Annotated in this window: 11 protein-coding genes; 7 read left to right on the top strand and 4 right to left on the bottom strand. The window is 62.6% G+C overall.

Translation table 11 applies throughout. From position 1 onward, the window contains the following. The first annotated feature begins 250 nt into the window (after positions 1-250). Entirely contained in the window at positions 251-2716 is a 2466-nt protein-coding gene (locus ACYU7Q_RS17810) for a S8 family peptidase (protein ID WP_460610773.1), read from the top strand. Between the two features lie 86 nt (positions 2717-2802). Here ACYU7Q_RS17810 and ACYU7Q_RS17805 read toward each other — a convergent pair whose 3' ends face one another. After that, positions 2803-3612: a M57 family metalloprotease gene (locus ACYU7Q_RS17805; RefSeq protein ID WP_460610772.1), complete on the bottom strand. Its 810-nt coding sequence runs from the start codon at positions 3610-3612 to the stop codon at positions 2803-2805. 479 nt (positions 3613-4091) lie between these two features. Between ACYU7Q_RS17805 and ACYU7Q_RS17800 the strand changes: the two genes are divergently transcribed. Together ACYU7Q_RS17800 and ACYU7Q_RS17795 are read left to right on the top strand one after the other, a co-directional pair. Further along, entirely contained in the window at positions 4092-5735 is a 1644-nt protein-coding gene (locus ACYU7Q_RS17800) for a PSP1 domain-containing protein (RefSeq protein WP_460610771.1), read from the top strand. Positions 5736-5771: 36 nt separating this feature from the next. Next, on the top strand, positions 5772-6263 hold the full coding sequence (locus ACYU7Q_RS17795; RefSeq protein WP_460610770.1) for a gliding motility lipoprotein GldH: 492 nt from the start codon (positions 5772-5774) through the stop codon (positions 6261-6263). A gap of 129 nt (positions 6264-6392) precedes the next feature. Here ACYU7Q_RS17795 and ACYU7Q_RS17790 read toward each other — a convergent pair whose 3' ends face one another. Next, positions 6393-6587 carry a cold-shock protein gene (locus ACYU7Q_RS17790; RefSeq protein WP_198069229.1) on the bottom strand — a complete coding sequence of 65 codons (195 nt, stop codon included), beginning with the start codon at positions 6585-6587 and terminating at the stop codon, positions 6393-6395. Positions 6588-6815: 228 nt separating this feature from the next. Between ACYU7Q_RS17790 and ACYU7Q_RS17785 the strand changes: the two genes are divergently transcribed. Then, positions 6816-8006: a hypothetical protein gene (locus tag ACYU7Q_RS17785; protein ID WP_460610769.1), complete on the top strand. Its 1191-nt coding sequence runs from the start codon at positions 6816-6818 to the stop codon at positions 8004-8006. Between the two features lie 89 nt (positions 8007-8095). Here the strand turns inward: ACYU7Q_RS17785 and ACYU7Q_RS17780 are convergent, their stop codons facing one another. Then, a complete protein-coding gene (locus ACYU7Q_RS17780; RefSeq protein ID WP_460610768.1) occupies positions 8096-8992 on the bottom strand; it encodes a hypothetical protein in 897 nt (298 codons plus the stop codon). A 197-nt stretch (positions 8993-9189) separates the two neighbouring features. On the opposite strand from ACYU7Q_RS17780, the gene ACYU7Q_RS17775 reads away from it, so the two are divergent. From ACYU7Q_RS17775 to ACYU7Q_RS17765, 3 genes are all read left to right on the top strand, one after another. Then, on the top strand, positions 9190-9786 hold the full coding sequence (locus ACYU7Q_RS17775; protein ID WP_460610767.1) for a DinB family protein: 597 nt from the start codon (positions 9190-9192) through the stop codon (positions 9784-9786). 238 nt (positions 9787-10024) lie between these two features. Continuing rightward, positions 10025-16174 carry an alpha-2-macroglobulin family protein gene (locus ACYU7Q_RS17770; protein WP_460610766.1) on the top strand — a complete coding sequence of 2050 codons (6150 nt, stop codon included), beginning with the start codon at positions 10025-10027 and terminating at the stop codon, positions 16172-16174. A gap of 129 nt (positions 16175-16303) precedes the next feature. Next, the gene (locus tag ACYU7Q_RS17765) at positions 16304-16969 is read left to right on the top strand and encodes a hypothetical protein (RefSeq protein WP_460610765.1); all 666 of its coding nucleotides are present in this window, start codon (positions 16304-16306) and stop codon (positions 16967-16969) included. Positions 16970-17110: 141 nt separating this feature from the next. On the opposite strand, the gene ACYU7Q_RS17760 is transcribed toward ACYU7Q_RS17765, so the two are convergent. After that, positions 17111-18649 (bottom strand): family 43 glycosylhydrolase, encoded by a 1539-nt coding sequence (locus tag ACYU7Q_RS17760; protein ID WP_460610764.1) that lies wholly within the window; start codon positions 18647-18649, stop codon positions 17111-17113. Positions 18650-19056 lie beyond the last annotated feature (407 nt).

Below are 19056 nucleotides of genomic sequence, written 5' to 3'. Positions count from 1 at the left end.
TTTACCTTTGGCAAAGGCCCTGTGGGCCGGCAATTTCATCTGATAGGCTGACTACATGGGGTATTTTCGAGGTGAGTTGATATCTGTTTCAAAGCCTTTGCGCTGTGGTCGGTGGGCGTTGCTGCTGGGGCTATTGCTACCGCAGTTGCTCAGTGCCCAAGCGCAGGTTAGCCATTCTACTATAGAAAAGCTGGCTCCGGGCCTACAAGCTGCTTCCGCAACCAATGCGCCCCGCCCGCTCCGCATTCGCGTGGCCGACGGCCCGGCCTTCCGGCAGTGGGCGCGGCAGCACCAGCCCGCCGCGCAGCTAGCCCAGCCCGGCCCCGATGCCCGCACGCTCACCATCACGGGCCTCACGCCGGCCCAGCTCGCCACCGCGCCGGGTGTGGAATTTGTGGACGTGGCCGACCGCCGCGCCCACGAGGAGCGCCGCCTCGGCAATTCCGATTTATCGGTAAACGTCATCTCGGCGGTGCACGCCCGCTTCCCCGACCTCACCGGGCAAGGCCTCACGGCCTCGGTCAAAGAACTACCCTTCGACCCTGATGACATTGACCTGAAAGGCCGCGTAGTGAACCCGGGCGCGTTTGCCAAACCCTATTCCGACCACGCCACGGCCATGGCCACGCTATTGGGCGGCGCCGGCAACTCCGACCCGCTGGGCCGTGGTGCCGCCCGGGCCGTACGGCTGGCTACGTCCGACTTCGCCCGCCTGCTGCCCGACGATGTTGCCCAACTCACCCAGGCAGGCGTGTCGGTCCAAAACCACTCCTATGGCGTTGGCATCGAAAACTATTACGGCCTCGAATCACAGGCTTATGACCAGCAGACGCAACAGCTGCCGCAGCTGCTGCACGTTTTTTCATCGGGCAATGTGGGCTCGTCGGCCAGCCCCAGCGGCGTTTATAAAGACATTCCCCGGTTCGCCAACGTCAGCGGGCAGTTCAAGATGTCGAAAAACACCCTGACCGTGGGCGCTACCGACCCCAGCGGACAGGTGGCCATCCTCAGCTCACGCGGCCCGGCGTATGATGGCCGCATCAAACCCGAGCTGGTGGCCTACGGCGAAGGTGGCTCGTCCGAAGCGGCTGCGCTGGTGTCAGGCATCAGTATTCTGCTTCAGCAACAGTACCGCGACCAGCACGCCGGTGCCCTGCCGCCCGCCGCCCTCGTCAAAGCCGTGCTCCTGAACAGCGCCGACGACCTCGGCACGGCCGAAATCGACTACCTCAGTGGCTTCGGGCAGGCCGATGCGCTGGGGGCGGTGAGCACCCTGCGTGCCAGGCGCTTCTTCGCCGGCAGCGCCGGCCAGGGTGCCGACCAGGTATTCCGCATCACCGTGCCCGCCGGCCAGCAGCAACTGAAAGCCACGCTGGTGTGGAGCGACCCCGCCGCCGCCGCCAACGCCGCCGCCGCCCTCGTCAACGACCTCGACCTGGAGTTGGTAGCCGTGAGCACCGGCCAGCGCTGGTTACCCTGGGCCCTGAGTGCCTACCCCAATGCCGACTCGCTGGCCCGCCCCGCCCGCCGCCGTGCCGACCATATCAACAACGCCGAGCAAATCACCCTCACGCTGCCCGCCGCCGGCACCTACGAGCTGCACGTGCGCGGCTACGCCGTGCCGCAAGGCCCGCAAGCCTTTAGCTTGGCCTACGAATTCAACCCGCCCGGCCTGACCTGGACCTACCCCGTACGCCCCGATAACCTGCGGCCCACGACCACCGCCAGCCTGCGCTGGCAGTGGAGCGGCCCGGCCACTGCTACCGCCCGCCTCGATTACCGTCCCGTGGGCCGTCCTGGTTGGCGCATATTGAATGCATCGGTACCGTTGGCCGACCGCCGCGCCACCTGGGCCGTGCCCGATACGGCCACGCTGGCCCAGCTGCGGCTGGTGAGCGGCAGCAGCGAATTCATTTCCGATACATTCGCTATTGTGCGGGCTCCCTCCCTGCAAGTCGGCTACGCCTGTCCCGAAGAAGCGCTGCTGCAATGGCCACGCATCCCGGGCGTGGCCCGCTATCAAGTATATCAATTGGGCGCTACGCAGCTTGAGCCCCTGACACAAACGGCTGATACCGCCCTCGTACTCAGCCGGGCCCAGGTGCCGGTGCTGTACTACGCCGTGGCCCCCGTGGTGGGCGGGCGCGTGGGCCAGCCGGGCACCACCATCAATTACACCACGCAAGGCACGGCGTGCTACTTTCGCTCCTTTTTGCCCCGGCAGCTGGTCGATGAAACCATCCGCTTCGATGTAATCCTTGGCACGGTGTATCACCTCAAATCGGCTACGCTGGAGCGCCAGCGGCCCGATGGCAGCTTTGAGGCCTTGCAAACCATCAGCCCGGTCACCAGCACTACGTTTACCTTCACCGACCAGCCCGCAGCCGCCGGCCGCTACCTCTACCGCGTGCGCCTCGACAATGTAGCCAGCCAGCAATTTTACAGCGACACCGAAGAAGCTTTCCTGCTGCAAGCCGGCCTGATTCAGGCTTATCCCAACCCCGTGCTGGCCGGTGCCCCGCTCACCGTGGTTGCCAATAGCGCTGCTCCCGTGGCCATCCGCCTCTACGATATGCTGGGCCGGTTTCAGCGCACAGCAATTGCTGAAGGCTTGGTTAACCTGATAGAAACCAATGGATTGAAGCCGGGGATGTATCTGCTCCAGGTGCAGCAGGATAACAAGCCCGGGCAAACCCTGAAGATTGTCATTCAATAAGTCCGCCGGATTTGGATGCGGGAAAACAGCAAAAAGCCCCGGCTCTGACGAGAGCCGGGGCTTTTTATTGGGGTTACTAGCCGCGGCTAGTAGATGTAGTTCAGGGCCGTCAGGTCGTTGGCGGTGAAGGGGCGGTTTACACCGTTGCCCACGCAGGCCAGCATCCAGGAGTTCGACTCGGCCGTCGAGGGCGTGCCGGGGATGAGGATGGCTCCCACTGAGCTGGCACCTTCGTTGGAAGCGCTGCCGCCGCAGCTGATGGCGCGGTTGTAGTAATCGGTGTGGCGCATGCCAATGCAGTGACCCATCTCGTGCGCCATGATGGTGGCGATGTAGTTAACGTTCGAGCTGTTAATCACATTGGGCACCAGCGTGAAGCCCGGTGCGGGGTTGCCACCGCTGGGGAAGCCGCCCGACTGGCCCAGTACGCCCGGCCCCAGGTTCGACGAATACTTCACGGGCAGGTCGGCCGTGCCCGAGGTGATGCGGCGCATCGTGATGCGCAGGCCCGCAGCGTTATAGCGCCGGATGGCTTCATCAATGGCCGATGTATAGGCGGCAGGAAACGAACTGCTGAGGCTTACCGTGAGCACGCGCGGCAGGCTGCCCACCAGGTTGGTGGTGCGGTACTGCTCCTGGTCGCCTACGCGGAGAGTGGAGTAGCCGGGGGCACTGGCCAGCAGCTCCGGGGTCAGCAGTATGTCGCCTTCCACCACGTAGCCAGCATCAACTTTCTTTACGTCCTGCGTGCTAAAACCTAGGGCTTTGATTTGAGCCATTGCATCTGCCGAAGCAACTGTAGGAGCCGCAGTGGCTTCTTCCTTTTTGCTGCACGACGACAGAGATAGAGTTGCGCCGGCCAGCGCAAGGAGGGTGAGAAGTTTGAAATTTTTCATAGAACTTTTTGGTGGTGAGGTTTTGGTGAAGAATGGGCGAATATATGTGGCTGAAATTGTGAATCGCATCAATCAACATTAAATGTTTTGAAAAAAGTTTAATCAAAAACCGATTTAATGGCGAATAAATAGGTTTTATGGGTTTTTAATTGTGAAAAATGACAAAATTTTATAAGTGCCGGTCTAATAAACTATTTTAATAATTACACGATTGAGTAGGGCACTTGTTGCCCGCACTTGGGGCGGCCTGCCCGGGATAGAAGTGCTCCGGACCTTGTTATTGGCCTGTCGGAAGTGCCCTGTGCTAATTGCGTATCTTTGCTAGGAACCGAATTTTCGCGAAAACCAGCTTTTCGCCCAACTATATAATTGTCTGACTCGTGGCTTGTGCATCATGTTCAACCGGTGGGGGCTGCGGCACCACCAAAGTAGGGGGCTGCGGCTCCAAAGGGGGCTGTAGCTCCGGCGGCTGCACCCGCATGAACGTCTTCGACTGGCTCCAGGACGTAGAAATTCCCGACTCCTTTGCTGGTTTCGACCTCGTGGAAGTACGCTTCAAAGGCGGCCGCAAAGAGTTTATGCGCAATGATTTGCGTCTGCCGCTCGTGACCGGCGATGCCGTGGTGGTGGATGCCGCTGGCTCGGGCTGGCACCTCGGCCACGTCTCGCTCAAGGGCGAGTTGGTGCGCCTGCAAATGCGCAAGAAGAAGGTATCCGCGGACTCGAAGGAAATCCGCAACATCCTGCGCATCGCCACCCCCGACGACGAGGAGCGGTGGCAGGCCGTGCGCGACCTCGAAACCGGCACCATGTTCCGGGCCCGCGCCATGGTGAGCGAGCTGCGCCTGCGCATGAAGCTGAGCGACGTGGAATACCAAGCCGACCGTACCCGCGCCCTCTTTTATTATTCGGCCGAGGACCGGGTTGATTTCCGCGAGCTCATCCGCCGCCTGGCCGACGAGTTCCGGGTGCGCGTGGAAATGCGGCAGATTTCCTTGCGGCAGGAAGCCGGCCGCATCGGCGGCCTCGGCATCTGCGGGCGCGAACTGTGCTGCTCGACCTGGCTCACCGACTTCAAAACCGTGAGTACCACCGCCGCCCGCTACCAGAACCTGAGCCTGAACCCGCAGAAGCTGGCCGGCCAGTGCGGCCGCCTCAAGTGCTGCCTCAACTATGAGCTGGATGCGTACCTCGATGCCCTGAAGGACATTCCGCAGGTGCAGCGTCCCCTGAAAACCAGCAAGGGCGAGGCTTTTTTGCAGAAAACCGACATCTTCCGCCGCCGCATGTGGTTTGCCTTCAAGGGCGACAACAACTGGGTGATGCTGGACACGGCCCGCGTGCGCGAGCTGCTGGAAATGAACAAGCGCGGCGAGGTCATTGAAAGCCTGCTGCCGCCCCGTGAAGAAGCCCCAGAACCCGAAGTATCGGCCATCGTGGAGGGCTCCCTCGACCGCCTCGACGACAAAATCAAATCGAGCGCCAAGCGCAGCAAGCGCAAAAAAGGCCGCGGCGAAAAAGAGAGCAGTGCCGAAACCACCGAAGCCCGCATTCCGCGTGAAGGCCGTGAGCCACGCGAACCTCGGGCGCCCCGTCCCGAGCGTGAGCCCCGCGCTGCCCAGGAGCCGGGCGCCGCGCCGCGCGAAAGCCGCCCGTCTCGCGACGGCCGGCCCGCCCGCGATGGCCGCCGCCCCGCCGGTGCCGCGCCCGGCGGCCCCCGCCCGCCCGAGCAAATGACCAGCCCCGGTCCCGGCGATGCCGACAACCCGGTACCCGCCCTGGGCGATACGGCCGAGCAGCGCGGCCGCCGTGGTGCCGCCGCCCGCCCCAGCAACCGCCGCGGCGGCCGCAACCGCAGCGACGCACCCCGCCCCGAGGGCGAAGCCGGCGAACCGCGCCCCGAAGGCGGCCGCCACCGCCGCCCCGATAACCCCCGCCGAACCGACTCTACCGCTGGTGCTACACCCCGTCACGCCGCCGAGGGTGGAAGCGAGCCGCGCCCCCGCCGCGAAGGTGGTGAGCGCCGCGAAGGCCGGGGCGGCCGCAACCGCCGCGGCGGCCGTGGCCCGGCCGGTGAAGGCGGAGCTGCCTCCGGCGCGGCCCCGGCTCCGGCCGGTTCCTAGTCAACGCTGTTTTGTTTTTGAATGCCAGTTATTAATATGAATCAGCGTTTTGCATGGAAGATGGTCGTGGTGGGCGGACTGCTAAGTCTGCTCACGGCCTGCGACCCCAACCGGGTTTTTGAACAGAATATCGATTTCCCCAAGTACTCGTGGGACGTGCAGCAGAAGCCCGCTTTCACCTTCGCTATTGAAGACACCGCGGCGCGCTACGACGTGTTTTTCAACGTCCGGTTTGCTTCGGCTTATGGGTTTTACAACTTGTATGTGAAGCACACGCTGACTGGTCCCGCTGGCCCGGCTGGCCCGCCGCTATTGCACCAAATCCTGCTGATGGACCCTAAAACCGGCGAACCCAAAGGCAGCGGCACCGGCGACATCTACGACCTACAAGCCCTGGCCCTGCCCAATCAGCACTTTGCCAAGCCCGGCAACTACACCCTGACCCTGGAGCAGTACATGCGCCAAGACCAGCTGCCCGGCCTCATGGCTGTGGGCGTGCGCGTGGCCAAGCATGTGGCAAAGAAGTAGTCAGTTGAAAATGACCGGAAAAACAAAAGGCCGGCTCCGCACAATGCGGAGCCGGCCTTTTGTTTTCTAAATAAATAGACGCTGCATTGGCCGTCTGATTGCCGACTGCCTGATGCCAGCGCTTTAAGATTATTGCACGCGAGTTACGTCCACGGCGTTGGGGCCTTTCTTGCCGGCTTTGATGTTGAACTGCACCCGGTCGCCCTCCTGGATTTCGTGGATGAGGCCGGTTTGGTGCACGAAGATTTCTTCCTGATTGTCGTCGGCAATGATGAAGCCAAAGCCTTTGGTGTCGTTGTAAAACTTAACGGTGCCGGTAAGCATGAGCGTGGGGTAAGGGTAAAATGAATCGGGTTTGGAAGCTCCGCATCCGGCTGGCAGAGGGCCTGAAATCGGAGCGCGGCGGGCCGCTGCCAGGCAAAGGTAAAATGGCACCGCCGAAAACCGTGTCCACCCCCGCGCCCGGTCCGCTTCGAAAACAACGGGTTCGGTGGTGCGTATAGATAAGCAGCCTTTGGCTAATGCTCACCTCTTAATTATCAGCCCACCGCCATGACCGACGCCGAAGAAAACCTGAACACCGAACCCAACGACATCGCCGGCAACCGCATCGACGGACCGGTGGGCAACACTGCCACCAAGCACACCCCGCCCGGCCAGGGCGTGGGGCAGCCAGGCGGCCCACCCAAGCCGCCTGCCAGCCACGCCGCGCCTGCCCCGGTAACTAGCGAAACGCTGGCCGATGCCGAAACCAGCATGGCGCAGGGAGCCGTGGACGCCGATGGCCAGCCCCAGGAAAACAAGGAAGCCGACCCGGCCCATCTGGTGCCGGAGGGCTCCTACGGCGGCAATTTCAGCAATAGCACCCAGGGCAGCTACCACGACCAGGACCGCCGCGAAAACCAGGACAGCGACCCCAACCGGGGTGAGTTTGGTGCGCAGGACCTGGGCGGCACCACTCACGGCGGCTTCGGCAACCAGAACCGCATGGCCGATTACGAACCCAACAACACCGCCGAAGACAAGTACTACGGCGGCCCCGGCCGCCCCGGCGAGCAGGACAATGCCTACCGCAGCTACGACGGCCGCGATGCCCGCCCCGACAGCCGCACCGAATACGGTTTCGAAGCCGGAGCCGCGACAGACTCCATGCGCACTACTGGCAACCCTCGGTTAAACGACAACGGCTCGCCTAGAAGCGTCGATACCGGTTTCGCGGCCGACTACGGTCACACGTCGCTCCGCTCCGGCGATGCCTCTGGACAGCGCACCGGCAATATTGCCGAAGGCGAACACCGCAACCAGATGGGGGATTACATGCCCGCTGAGGGTGGTGCTAACGAGAAAGAAGGCCGCCATGATTCCGGCACCTACTCCACCAACCAGCCCGAAATGGCCAACCAGCGCGGCCAGGGCTACGGCGACCGGGGCCGCGACCAGCCCAACAGCGTGCCCGATAACAACACCGGCGGCGAGCGCAACGGCTACACGCAGCCCGCCGCCAACAAAGGCGATGCCGCTCAGGGTATCGGCTCGCGCGGCGGTTCCTATAACGATGCCTACGACGACAGCAAAGCCGGCAGCACCGCCGGCTCGCCCGCCAAAGGCGAACAGCGCGCCGAAGATGCGGCCCAAAACTACGGCTCGGCGGCCCGCCAGGAGAACAGGACCGGCGACGACGATAGCACCGACTACAGCGCGCCGCGGCGCAATGCCGGCCGTGACGGCGAAGCCGACGAGTAAAGCGCTGGGCTAAAATTTACCCCACAGAAAAGGCCCGTTAGCTATTAACGGGCCTTTTTCTGTGGAGGAATACCGACGAAAAGTAGCGCTTAGCGGTGCACTTTCACGTTGATATCGTACTGGTAGCGCGGCGGGCCGCCCAGCGGAATGGCGAAAAATGGCATGGCCGTTTCGTACTGGTCGGTCACGTAGAACACCATGTCGTTGGGGGCGGGCTTGGTGGAGGTGAGGCGGAAATCGAGGCTGAGGCCGTGCTCTTTGGGCGACACCGGGAAGACGCTGCTACTCCATTCGCCGTCGCCGCTCATAGTACCGGGCTGGCCGTTTTTGGCAATGCTGAACACGTTGAGCGTGGCTGCATTGTCGGCGTCGAAATTGCTTTGCTTAATGCTCACCACCTTGTCGTTTACGAAGGGGTAGAGGTGCACGGTGGTTTTGCTGGCCGTGGCCGGCAGACGGAAGCAGTACTCGTAGGTGAAGGCGTTGCCGCCTTCCACCGACACATTCTCGGTGGGGCTGGTGCTGAAAAAGTAGCGGTACAGGTTGCCGTCGTTGCCGGTCAGGCCGCGGGCCACCAGTTTGAAAACATGGCCTTTGAACTCGTCCACCATCTCGCCTTCCAGCGGGTTGAGCGGGCCGAAGGTGTACCACTTGCCATCGTATTTGGGCTCGTTGCCGAAGGTCTGGCTCTTGAGCAGGCGGCCGGTGGGCGTGGGGTTGGTGGGGCGCGGGTCGCGCGCCTGCGGGCCGCTGAAGGTGCCCGGGCCGCCGTAGAGGCTGAACGAGGTAGTGGTGTTGGCGGCGCCTTTCAGGTCGTCGTTTTTGCCGCCACAGTCGGGGTCGAACACGCGGATATAAACCGGGGTGCGCTGTTTTTCGGGGATGAGGAAGAAGAAGGTCTGGGTGTAATCATCGTCGCCCCACATCTTGTCCGACTGCGCGCCAAAGGTGACCAGGCTTTCCACCCGTTCGCCGGCATTGGGCACGGCCTGGGCCCGAGCCTCGCCGAAAAATGCCGTTGCTAAGACAACCAGTGCACTACAATACCAAAAACATTGTTTTACCATGCAGCCAAGATACCAGCCGGACCCAAATGTTGAGCTTGGCGGGGCAGAAACCCACCGTAAATTATTCGGAATCCGCTGCAAAATTGTATGTTTACGACTCGTTAGCCTCTGCTTTTATGCCCGTTGCCGCCCGTGCCACTTCCGATTTCTTCGACCAGCTAACCAATGACCTGCTGCTGCTGCGGGTAAAGGCGCAGCAGCGTTTTCGTCCCCTGAGCGCCGAAGAACTGAACCGCCGCCCCGGCCCCAGTCGCTGGAGCGCCGGCCAGTGCCTGGAGCACCTCAACATCGTGGGCGGCTACTACTTGCCCAGCATCGCGGCCCGCATCAAGCGCGCCCAGGAGCGGGGCTCGAAGCCGGCGGCCGTGGCCAAGCAGGGCTATTTGGGCAAGAAATTTATTGACGCCATGCGCACGCCGGCCAGCGTGAAAACCTACACTTCGCCGCAGCGCTACGCCCCCACGGGCACCCGGCTACCGCGCACCGTTACGGAGGTTTTCAGCCGGCAAGTGGATGAATTGCTGCGCCTCACACTATTGGCCCGGCAGGTAAATGCCAACGCCATTCGGATTCCCAATGCCTTATTCCCATTAATTTTGCTGCGCCTCACCGACCAGCTCGAATTCCTGGTGGTACACATGCAGCGCCACATTGCCCAGGCCGAGGCCGTGCTGGCCGGCAATACCGTGACAGCCAGCGCTTCGGCGGCCTGAAAAGCGGCCGTGCCATCGGCAGGATTTTGGCAGAATGACGATGGAAATGCGAAAAGCGCCGGGCAGCCCGGCGCTTTTTTTATAGCCTGACCTTGTCCGTCGCGTCACAGAATGACGCCGTAGAGGGGGCGGGGATTAAAAGTTCGCGCTACGGCGTGCGGAAAATGGCCCGCTCTGTGCAATAATGCCCGGCCGAGCATCTTTATGGCTCCAACCTTTGCCAGTGCCCGCTTCGCCTATGCGCTTGTTTCTGTTTGCCTGCCTGCTGCTGACCATGATTTTTAGTGCCGACTCTGCTGCTCCCGGCCCGCCGCCCGGCCCCTACGCCGCCCGCTGGAAGAAGATTGACGCGCTGCTAAAGAAGGACCAGACCGCCACGGCCGCGCCGCTGGTGGAAGCCATTTATCAGCAGGCCAAAAAGGAGAACAACAGCGCAGCCTACGTGCGGGCGCTGCTCTACAAAATCCGTCTGCTGCAAGCCGGGCAGGAAGATGCCGACGAAAAAGCCATTGCCCTGCTGGAAGCCGATGTGAAAACGGCTGCCTTTCCGGCGCGGCCCATTCTGCACTCGCTCCTGGCCGAGCAGTACACCAACTACCTCAACCAGAACCGCTACCGCCTTTACCAGCGCACGGCCGGGGCCACGCCTACCACCGACGACCAGAAAACCGCCGACGGCGGCACCGGACTCGCCACCTGGGACATGGGCCGGCTGGGCGCGGCCATCGTGCGGCACTACTATCAGTCGGTAGAAGACGAGCCGCAGAAGCAGCTGAAAACCACCCTGGCCGACCTCGGCGACCTGGTTACCGGCGGCGATGCCGAAGGCCGCGCCCTGCGCCCCACGCTCTACGACCTGCTGGCCCAGCGCGCCATCGAGGGGCTGAAAAATCAGGAGCTGTACGTGGCCCGGCCCGAACAGCAGTTTCAGCTCACGGACCCGAAGCTGTTTGGAACTGCGGCCGAGTTTGCCGCGCTACGCCTGCTGGCCCCGGATGCCGACTCGCTGAACGGCCAGCTGCACGCGCTGCACCTGTTGCAGCGCCTCACGGCCTCGCGCCAGCAGCTGGCGCCGCAGAACGTGGCCGCATTAGCCGATGTGGACCTGAGCCGGATTGATTACCTGCACAGCATCACCCAGAATACGGATTTGGCGGCGCAGTATGAGCCGGCCTTGGTGCGCCTGGCCGAGACTTATAAGACGCTGCCCATCAGCACGGAGTTTATGGCGCGGCGGGCCGAGGCGGTGCGCGAGGCCGGCGATAACGTGGCCGCCGTGCGCCTGGCGCAGGATGCCGAGGCGCGGTTCCCGAAATCGCGCGGTGCAGCGCGGGCGCGGCAGCTGCGGGCGCAGATTGAGCAGCCGGAGCTGGCATTTTCGGCGGCCGATATCGTGGTGCCCAACCAGCCCTGGCGGCTGAATATGACGGCCCGCAACGTGACTGAATTGCACGCCTGGGCGTACCGCATTTCGCTGAGCGAGTGGGAGAAATCTAGGCAATACGATGAAAAGAACCGCACGGTGGCCCAGCGCTACGCCCGCGCCCTGAAAGCTGCGCCAGCGGCTACCTGGACCGTGCCGGTGCCCACGCATTCGCAGGATTATAAGGAGCAGAAGTTTGGGGCGGCGGGCGCGGCGCTGCCTATTGGGTATTACTTGGTCATCATCAGTAATCAAGCGGCGAAGCCAACGGAAGGGCGGCCGGGCGCGGTGACGAGCTACGGCTTTGTAGGAGCCAGCGAGTTGAGCGCCCTGAATCGACATGGTCTTACAGATTGGGCGCTGAAGCTGCTACTGCTCCATCGGCAGCAGGGCGTGCCACTGGCCGGTGTGCAGGCACAGGCCACTTACAGCCGCTACGACCAGAAGGCACGGAAACAGGTGACCCGCGTGGGTGACGTGTATAAAACAGCAGCTTCGGGCGAAGTGGAAATCCAGGCTTCCAGCCCCAACGAATCGAATGCTGAGCGAGTAACGGCCGTGCGCGTCTGGCAGGGCAACGACACGTTGAAGCTGGATGGTATCTGGGGCTACTACCAGCCCACCCAGATAACGGAACAGGCCCAGCGCCGCACCTTCCTCTTTACTGACCGCGCTATTTACCGGCCCGGCCAGACGCTGTACTTCAAAGGCATTCTGACCGAAACCCTACGCGCCAAAAGCAGCCTGGTGACCGGCCAGGCGGTGAGCGTGCGGCTGGTGGATGTGAACGGCCAGACCGTGCAAACGCTGCCCTTCACGACTTCTGATTTCGGTAGTTTTCACGGCTCCCTGGTGCTGCCCACGGGCCTGCTCAATGGCGAAATGAGCCTGCAAACCGACTACGGCAGCCTCAGCTTCGCGGTGGAGGACTATAAGCGGCCTACCTTCCTGGTCAGCATCGATTCGGTGCCCGGCCGGCCGCAGCTGGGTCAGCCGCTCACCATTAACGGCCGCGCCCGGGCCTATGCCGGGCAGGCCACCGACGGTGCGGCGGTGCGCTACCGCGTTACGCGCCGCGAGCTGTTTCCGCTGTTTGATTACGGCTTTGGTGGGCGCGGCATCTACGGGCCGGGGCGGGGGCAGGGCAGCCAGGAAATTGCCCACGGCAGCTCCATCACCGATGCTGAGGGCCGGTTCAGCCTCACCTTCACGCCGCCGCTGGTGCCCAGGCCGGCCGGCCGCCGGTGGGAGCCGGGCTACCTGTTCGAAATAACCGCCGACGTGACCGACGCGGCCGGCGAAACCCGCACCGGCACCCGCAGCCTGCCCATCGGCCGCAACCCGCTCAGCCTGCAACTCACCGGCCCAACTGAGCTAGATAAGCAGCATCTGCCCACTATCAAGCTGCTCAGCACCAACGCCACCGGCGAGCCGCTGCCTGCCACCGGCACCCTGCGCCTGCTGGCCCGCCGCTACCGCCCCAACCCGCCCGGCGTGCCCGGTCCGGCGCCCGAAACGGAGGAGAACGAAGCCCCCGCCGAGCTGGTACAGACCCTGTCCTTCGATACCAAAGCCAGCGCCACGCTCGACCTGAAAGCCGCCCTCGCCCAGTTGCCCACCGGCCGCTACCGCCTTGAAGCCCGCGCCGCCGGAGCCGATTCGGCCCGGGCGAAGCTCGATTTCACGCTCTACGATTCGCAAGCCGCTGCCGTGCCCTATGCCACGCCCGATTGGTTTGTGGCCCTGGCCGATACCGTGGCCCCCGGCCAGTCCACCGAAATTCTGCTGGGCAGCAGCGAGGCCGGCGCGCGCATTCTGCTGGAAGTGGAGCGTGAAGGCCGGCTATTGCGGCAGGAATGGCTGACGCTGAAGGCCGGCGAGCAGCGCCGCCTCAGCCTCGAAAGCGGCGCTACCACGGCCGTCGGCCCGCTCTACATCCACACCACGCAGGTGCGCGACGGCCGCCTCTACCGCCACGATGCCACCGTGCAGGTGGCTGAGAAACCCCAGCCGCTGCGGCTGTCCATTGCCACGTTCCGCGACAAGCTCCAGCCCGGCCAGAAGGAAACCTGGCGCGTCACCATCCACCAGGCCAACGGCAAAGCCGCCGATGCCGAGCTACTAGCCACGCTGTACGATCAGAGCCTGGACATTTTCCGGCCGCACAGCTTCATGGGGCTGGAGTTGGGCGCGGGGTATTATCCGGCGCGGTTTGGGTGGATGGGGGAGTTTGAGGAGGTGAATTCGGAAATGATGTTTGGGGAGGAGAGCCGAGGGATTGATGACATTGAATATCCGGAGTTGAAGGACTGGATTAATAATTCAGAAGAAATACCCGACCAAGCAGATTTAAAAGATAAAGTAGTACGTCGGGTAACGGTGCGTGGAAACGCAGCTATGGCAATGGCCGCTCCTGCACCAATGGCTTCTAAAGTGAGATTCACAGCGCCGGTCATCAAAAACGACGATGAGGCTCTGCACGAAGAGGTAGCTGATACCAACAGCGCAGGAGCGAGCCGTTCCAAGCCCACCCCCCCCGACCTCACCACCATCCCCACCCGCACCGATTTCCGCGAAACAGCCTTCTGGCAGCCGGCCCTGCGCACCGATAAGAACGGCGACGTAGTGCTCGAATTTCAAATGCCCGAGGCTGTAACGCGCTGGCAGCTACTAGCCCTGGCCCACGACAAAGCCCTGCACAGCGGCCAGCTCGCCCGGCAACTCGTGACGCAGAAGGAAATCCAGATTACGCCCAATGCGCCGCGCTTCCTGCGGCAGGGCGATACCTTCACCTTCCCCGCCAAGTTCTCAAACCTGACCGACCACGCCACCAGCGGCACCGCGCAATTATTTCTGATTGACGCCGCCACGGGCCAGGACATCACCAACCAATTGCTGCACGGGCCGGCGCAGCAAACCGTGTCGGCCGCCGCGCACCAAAGCGCCGCGCTGGGCTGGGAGTTGAGCATCCCTGCTGATTTCGCGCCGGCTGCGGTGACGTATCGGGTAGTAGCGCAGGCAGGTGGCCAAGACGAAGCGAAAGGCAAAAACACCAAGCGCAGCAAGCAGCCCGCTACCACTTTCTCCGATGGCGAGGAGAACACGCTGCCGGTCCTGCCCAACCGCATTCTCATCACCGAAAGCCTGCCGCTGCCCATCGTGGGGCCTGGGACGCGGGAATTTGAGCTGCAGAAACTCACCAGCACCAACAGCCCCACGCGCCGCAACTACTCGCTCACGCTGGAAATGACGGCCAACCCCGCCTGGTACGCCGTGCAGAGCCTGCCCTACCTCATGGAATATCCCTATGAGTGCTCCGAGCAGGTATTCAGCCGCCTCTACGCTAACCTCGTCGCGGCTCAGATTCTCAAATCGAACCCGCGCTTCAAAACCATCCTGGCCGAGTGGACGCGGCAGGCGCAGAGCGGTACGGCATCTCAGAAAAATGCCCTCGAAAGCAAGCTGGCCCAAAACCAGGAGCTCAAAAACCTGCTGCTTCAGGAAACCCCCTGGGTGCGCAATGCGCAAAGCGAAACCGCCCGTCTGGCCCGCCTCACCGAGCTGTTTGATGAAACCCGCCTGCAAGGCGAAACCGCCCGTGCCCTGCTCAAGCTCCAGCGCATGCAGCTGCCCGGCGGCGCTTTTCCGTGGTTCGACAAAATGCCCGATGACCGGTACATCACCCAGCTCATCGTAGCCGGCTTCGGCAAGCTGAAAAAGCTGGGCGCGTTCGATGCCGGGAAAGATGCCGTGGGCCGCGACATCCTGCAAAATGCCCTGCGCTACCTCGATGCCGAGCTGGCTGCCGACTACGCCCGCCTGCGCCAAACCAAGGGCGTAAAGCTGACCGAAAACCACCTCAGCGACCTGCAAATCCAGGCCCTCTACGCCCGCAGCTTCTGGCCCCAGCCAGCCGAAGCCGCCTCGAAAACCGCCGCCACCTACTACCGCGAACAGGCCGCCAATTTCTGGCCCGCCCAAACGCGCTACCTGCAAGCGCAAGTTGCCCTGGCCCTGTTCCGCCAGGATGCTAAAACCCCGGCCGCCGCTGAAATCCTGCGGGCTCTTTCGGAAAATGCCCTGCACTCGCCCGAGCTGGGCATGTATTGGAAGGAAGTGCGCGGCGGCTACTACTGGCGCGAAGCCCCCACCGAAACCCAGGCCACGCTCATTGAAGCCTTCGATGAGGTGAAGAACGACCAAAAATCGGTGGACGGAATGAAGCTCTGGCTGCTTAAACAAAAGCAGACCCACAGCTGGGAAAGCACCCGTGCCACCGCCGATGCCTGCTACGCCCTGCTGCTGCGCGGCTCCGACTGGCTCGCGCCCACCCAGCCCCTGCAAGTCACCGTCGGCGGCCAAAGCATCCGGCCCGAAGCCGCCCAGGCCGGCACCGGCTATTTCAAAACCAGCTGGCCCGCCGCCGACGTGCAGCCCGCGCAAGGCAAAGTCACCCTCACCAAACCCGACGCGGGCGTGGCCTGGGGGGCGCTCTACTGGCAGTATTTCGAGGACATCGACAAGGTGACGCCCGCCGCCACGCCGCTCAGCCTGGAGCGCCAGCTCTACCGCGAAACCCGCACCGCCAGTGGTCCGGTACTGGAAAAGCTCACGCCCACGTCGCCCCTGAAAATTGGCGATGCGCTGGTGGTGCGCCTCGTGCTGCGCACCGACCGCGCCCTCGAATACGTGCACCTCAAGGACCAGCGCGCCGCCGGCCTCGAACCCATCGGCCAGACCAGCGGCTACCGCTACCAGAACGGCCTGGGCTACTATGAGTCGCCCCGCGACGCGGCCACGAACTTTTTCCTGAGCGAAGTGCCGCGCGGCACACACGTTTTCGAGTACCGGCTGCGGGCCAGCCAAGCCGGCGATTTTTCGGGCGGCCTGAGCCAGGTACAGTGTTTGTATGCTCCCGAATTTGGAGCGCAGTCGGCCGGCGTGCGGCTGCGGGTGGCCCCGTAGCTGCCGAACCGCTAAAATAGGCCCTTAGGCGGCTGAAACGGCTCCAACAGCGTTTAAAACCACTTCGCCCTTGCATTTAACCGGGGTAAGGTGTAGCTTTGTCTACCGTTGTTATTCCTTTATTCGTCTATGAAGCACCTATTTGTCTTCCTTTCGCTGCTGCTCACCTGGGGCAGCGCTCAGGCCCAAAACGAGAAACAAACGCCCGTAACGAAGCTGCCGGGCGAGGAAAACCTCAGCCTCCGCGAGCGCGCCGAGCGCGATTTTCTGATGCCGGTGCGCCGCAAGAAAATCGTCGCGGAAGCTCCGAAAGCCAACACCGAGGACAACACCGCCGCCCCCGAAACCGACGCCACGGCCCACTACGCCGAGGCCACCGACGAAGCCGTCAACACGTCGGCCCGCACCGCCCGCAGCTACGAGGCCAGCCATGCCGAAGCCCGCGCCGCCCGCCGGGCCGCTGCCCGCCGCGAAGAAGCACGCGCCGAAGCCAGAGCCGAAGCGCGCGCCGAGGCCCGGGCTGAAGCCCGTCGCGCCGCCCGCCACAGCAGCCGCAGCAAATCGAAAGCCCACAAAGCCACGTCGCATAGCAGCAAAAGCAAGGCGAGCAAGTCGAAAAGCAAAAGCAAGTCGACTGCCCACAGCAGCAAAAGCACCTCGAAAAGCAAGAGCAGCAAAGCCAAAAGCAAAACCACGCACAGCAGCTCTTCGAAAGCTAAAAAGAGCACGGCTCACAAATCCAGCAAGAAGTCCACGCCCTCCAAAACTAAGAGCAAGGCCAAGCACCGCCGCTAGAGCACGGTAGTTTGAAATAGCAAAAACAGCAACGCCCGACACACTGTGTCGGGCGTTGCTGTTTAAGGGCTAAATTAATTAAGACCGTCACGCTTCGACTGCGCTCAGCGTGACGGTCCTTTTCTATCCAATTTCATCATCCTACCGCTGGTTGCGGATGATGAAATTGTTGAACGTGGCGGCGCTGTCGGTTGTGCCTTGGGCCACCAGGGCCACGCGCACGCCCCGGTCCCAGGGTGGGAGGTAGGTGCCGTTCAGGGTGAAGCTTTCGGTGGGGAGGGGCTGCCAGGTGGCCCCGTCGGTGCTGTAGGCGAAGCGGTAGCGCTGGCCGCCCCACACTTCGAGGCGCAGCGTGAGGGTGGGGCAGGCATCGATGAAGATGTTGACCAGGCACTGCTGCTTGCCACTTTTCAGGTGCCATATTTGGAGCTGGCCATTGCCGGCCATCAGAGCCAGGGCGTTGTAAGGGTCGCCCACGGCGGCCAGGCCGGCGAAGGTGTCGACGGGCAGGTTGGCGAAGTCGATGGTGGTGGCAGCCTTGTAGGTGGCGGCGTGGGTGCGGCGCGCTACCAAGGCGCCAAGGCGCGAGTCGTGGGCGGCGAGGTGCAGCTGGCCGTGGCGCACGGCCGTGGAGGGCTGCTGGCCAATGGGCCATTGCCACTCCAGGCCCAGGCGGTCGCCCCCGAACTCATCGGCCACGTTAAAGCGGCCCATGTTGGTGAGAGCCGGGGCCTGCGGGCTGCGGTGCACAAATTCGGGCCACTCGTCGGCATTCCAGGTAAACTCGCTGAGCAGGCCCTGGCGGCCCACAAACTCGTGGCTTTCGGCCGCGTAGGCGTGGTGCAGCAGGAACCAGCGGCCGTCCAGCTCGGTCACGGTGCCGTGGCCGGGGCATTTCCAGGTGCTATTGCGGTCGAGGATGGGGTTTTGCTCGTGCTTTTCCCAGGGCCCCAGCAGGTTGCGGGAGCGGGCCACGCCGGTGGCGTAGTTGCAGCCCTTGCCGCAGCAGCTGTTGCCGGCATAGAACATGTAGAACCAGCCGTTGTGCCGCACCAGGGCCGAGCCTTCCACCAGCGGGCCTTCCCACTTCACGTCGTTGCCGAACAACTCAGTGGCTTCGCCGACGAGGGCGGTGCGCTCATCGTTCAGGCGCTGGGCCCAGATGGGCGTGTCCTGGTGGCAGGAGTTGCCGTCTTCCTTCCAGATGAGGTAGAGGTCGCCGTGCTCATCGGGCATGGCAAAACCGTCGATGGAGCCGGCTTCCTGGCCTACCAGTATGCCGTGGTCGGTGTACGGGCCGGCGGGGTGGTCGGCGCTGGCCACGGCCACGCACAGCATGCCGCCCTTTTTGCGGGCGGTGTAGTACATGTAGGTGCGGTCATTCTCGTGGTAAAACTCAGGGGCCCAAAAGTTGGAGCCGGCCCAGTCGGGCAGCTTTTCGGGGAAAACGTGGCTCACCAATTCCCAGTCGAGCAAATTCTTCGAGGTGAAAATCGGGAACACCGCGCCCCACTCGGCCGAGGTGGCGCTGGCCCAATAGGTGTCACCGATTTTGGTGACGGTGGGGTCGGGGAAATCGCCGGGCAGCACCACATGGTCGTAGGAGATGCGGGCGGGGGCGTGCGAAACGCCGGGGGCGCCAGCCGTGAGGCGGGCCGCCATTTCTAGTTCAAATGACACGGGTGGGATGTGTTAGGAGAATAGAAAAAAGCCGAATTGAATTACAGTTCAGCTTTCAATATTTCGAAAGGTATGAATTTGGAATAAATAGTGAACGCCGGAAGGGGCATAACAGGCCGAATGCTGAAAAATAATCGGCGAACGGCTAGAAGCACTAGTTAAAATAAAGGGCCAAAGAATGAATTTTAAGCCTTTCTCAAAAGTGAAAGTGCAGAAGCATACTTCGGGCCAATATAGTTCAATGGAAGATGCGTGTAAATTAAAAATTAGTTTTTTCCAAGAGTGAAAAATATGTGAAGATTTGCTGAAGCACCACCGTTATAGTAGGGGAGCACACCATATTGATGAGCTTGGGACATACGCCTCCTGTTTTTGGAATGGGGGGAACAGCTAAAACACCCTTTTTT

The sequence above is a fragment of the Hymenobacter terrigena genome, from assembly GCF_054776515.1.
Note: the sequence above shows the minus strand (reverse complement) of the source record. Positions and strands in the feature narration are given on the sequence as shown.

Bases quoted from the DNA above. Each gene is read 5' to 3' on its own strand.
- ACYU7Q_RS17775 (WP_460610767.1), top strand. From the start codon at position 9,190: ATGCCCGTTGCCGCCCGTGCCACTTCCGATTTCTTCGACCAGCTAACC.
- ACYU7Q_RS17790 (WP_198069229.1), bottom strand. From the start codon at position 6,587: ATGCTTACCGGCACCGTTAAGTTTTACAACGACACCAAAGGCTTTGGC.
- ACYU7Q_RS17785 (WP_460610769.1), top strand. From the start codon at position 6,816: ATGACCGACGCCGAAGAAAACCTGAACACCGAACCCAACGACATCGCC.
- ACYU7Q_RS17770 (WP_460610766.1), top strand. From the start codon at position 10,025: ATGCGCTTGTTTCTGTTTGCCTGCCTGCTGCTGACCATGATTTTTAGT.
- ACYU7Q_RS17765 (WP_460610765.1), top strand. From the start codon at position 16,304: ATGAAGCACCTATTTGTCTTCCTTTCGCTGCTGCTCACCTGGGGCAGC.
- ACYU7Q_RS17805 (WP_460610772.1), bottom strand. From the start codon at position 3,612: ATGAAAAATTTCAAACTTCTCACCCTCCTTGCGCTGGCCGGCGCAACT.
- ACYU7Q_RS17800 (WP_460610771.1), top strand. From the start codon at position 4,092: ATGAACGTCTTCGACTGGCTCCAGGACGTAGAAATTCCCGACTCCTTT.
- ACYU7Q_RS17795 (WP_460610770.1), top strand. From the start codon at position 5,772: ATGAATCAGCGTTTTGCATGGAAGATGGTCGTGGTGGGCGGACTGCTA.